The sequence below is a fragment of the Kitasatospora sp. NPDC127067 genome (genome assembly GCF_042724755.1).
Lineage (GTDB): Bacteria > Actinomycetota > Actinomycetes > Streptomycetales > Streptomycetaceae > Kitasatospora > Kitasatospora lactacystinica.
This window is the reverse complement of the sequence record NZ_JBHXEM010000294.1, coordinates 1-1754: the sequence shown is the minus strand read 5'-3', so window position 1 is coordinate 1754 and position 1754 is coordinate 1. Positions and strand designations below refer to the sequence as shown.

General features: G+C 68.4%; 2 protein-coding genes and 1 tRNA gene. 1 reads left to right on the top strand and 2 read right to left on the bottom strand.

The window, feature by feature from the left end; genetic code table 11:
- Positions 1–45 precede the first annotated feature (45 nt).
- Both ACFWJ4_RS41525 and ACFWJ4_RS41520 read right to left on the bottom strand, forming a co-directional pair.
- A complete protein-coding gene (locus ACFWJ4_RS41525) occupies positions 46–933 on the bottom strand; it encodes a Bax inhibitor-1/YccA family protein (RefSeq protein ID WP_380554654.1) in 888 nt (295 codons plus the stop codon).
- A 138-nt stretch (positions 934–1071) separates the two neighbouring features.
- A tRNA-Leu gene (locus ACFWJ4_RS41520) sits at positions 1072–1153 on the bottom strand.
- Positions 1154–1407: 254 nt separating this feature from the next.
- On the opposite strand from ACFWJ4_RS41520, the gene ACFWJ4_RS41515 reads away from it, so the two are divergent.
- On the top strand, positions 1408–1754 hold a 347-nt coding region (locus tag ACFWJ4_RS41515; protein WP_359914062.1), incomplete at its 3' end, for an ATP-binding cassette domain-containing protein.

Sequence of the window (1754 nt, the reverse complement as noted above, 5' to 3'; positions counted from 1 at the left end):
GTCGCTCCGGGGCCCGGCGGCAGTGGTTCACGAAGGAAGGGACCGTCAGTCGTCGCCGCGCAGGATCGCGATCAGCCGCAGCATCTCCATGTAGATCCAGACCAGCGACAGGGTCAGCCCGAAGGCGGCCCGCCAGGACTCCCGCTGCGGGGCGCCCTGGGCGATGGCCTCCTCGATCGACGCGAAGTCCAGCGACAGGAAGAAGGCGCCCAGGCCGATGCCGATCAGGCCGACCACGATGCCCAGCGGGCCGGAGCGCAGGCCCATGTCGGCGCCGAAGGCCATCGCGACCATGTTGACCAGCATCAGCAGCACGAAGCCCAGGGCGATCGCGATGCCGATCCGCTGGTAGCGCGCGGTGACCCGGATCTTTCCGCTCTTGTAGGCGAACAGCATCGCCGCGAAGACCGCCGCCGTACCCAGGACCGCCTGGATCACGATGCCGTTCAGCCAGGTGTTGAAGGCGTGCGAGACGGCGCCCATCGCGAAGCCCTGGAGGGCCGCGTAGGTGAGGATCAGCGGCGGGCTGACGCTGCGCTTGAAGGAGACCACCAGGCCGACGACCATGGCCACCAGGCTGGCGGCGATCGCGAAGCCGAAGTTCTCGAACGGCAGCGCGAACCAGGCCACCGCGCCGGCGACGACCAGCGTCATCAGCGTCATGGCGGTGCGGGCGACCACGTCGTCCAGCGTCATCCGCCCGGTGGCCGCCGGGCCGGCCGACGGCCCGTTGTACAGCTCGTAGAGCTGCTCGTCGGTCATGGGGGCCTGGCCCTGCGGCTGCTGGGCGTAGGGCGTACCCGCGTAGGGGTTCTGACCGTGCGCGTTCTGGCCGTACGGGCTCCCGGCCTGCGCGGTGGTACCGAACCCCGCGTAGCCGGAGTCGCGGGTGAAGGACCCCTCCCGCGAGAAGACCGGGTTGCTGCTTCTCATTGCTCATTCCCTCCGTGGCGGCACTGCACCGCCCGTGTACAAGGGTAATGGCTTGGCAAAAATTCCGGGATACGCCGCGAGGAGGATCCGGTGAACAACGACCGGCGGGGACGCCGTCGGCGCCCCCGCGGTTGTCAGTGCCCGGAGCCGGACTCGAACCGGCACGGCCTCGCGGCCAAGCAGTTTTAAGCTGCCCGTGTCTGCGTTCCACCATCCGGGCTCTTGCGAAACCACCCTGAGCCTAGTCGCCCGGCTCACTCTTTCGCATGTTCCCTGCCCCGGAAGTTGTCATGTTTCCTTGCCATCTGACGAACTGTCCGGGATTCGGCCACGAAGGATATCCGTTCCGGCCATCCCGCCGCCTCAGGGTTCACGTCATACCGCAGGAGGAGGGTCCAGCCCTCCCGTACGCCCAGCGGTGGTAGGGCCAACCGTCCGGCGGAGCGACGCAAGACCATGATCACGTCGCGGAGCATGGAGGTACAAGTCCACGAGCACAAGGAGCCCCCCGTGACCACGCCGACCGCAACCGCCGTCCGCACCGGCCTGGCGGCCGCCCGAGCCACCGGCCTGAACAAGGTCTACGGGGAGGGGGAGACCCGCGTCGTCGCCCTCGACAACGTCACCGTGACCTTCCCCCAGGGCGAGTTCACCGCCATCATGGGCCCGTCCGGCTCCGGCAAGTCCACCCTCATGCACTGCATGGCGGGCCTCGACACCGTCTCCTCCGGCTCCTCCACCATCGGCGACACCGAGCTCGTCGGCCTCAAGGACAAGCAGCTCACCCAGCTGCGCCGCGACCACATCGGCTTCATCTTCCA

Excerpts from the sequence above, each read along its gene's own strand:
- ACFWJ4_RS41525 (WP_380554654.1), bottom strand. The coding sequence starts at position 933 with ATGAGAAGCAGCAACCCGGTCTTCTCGCGGGAGGGGTCCTTCACCCGC.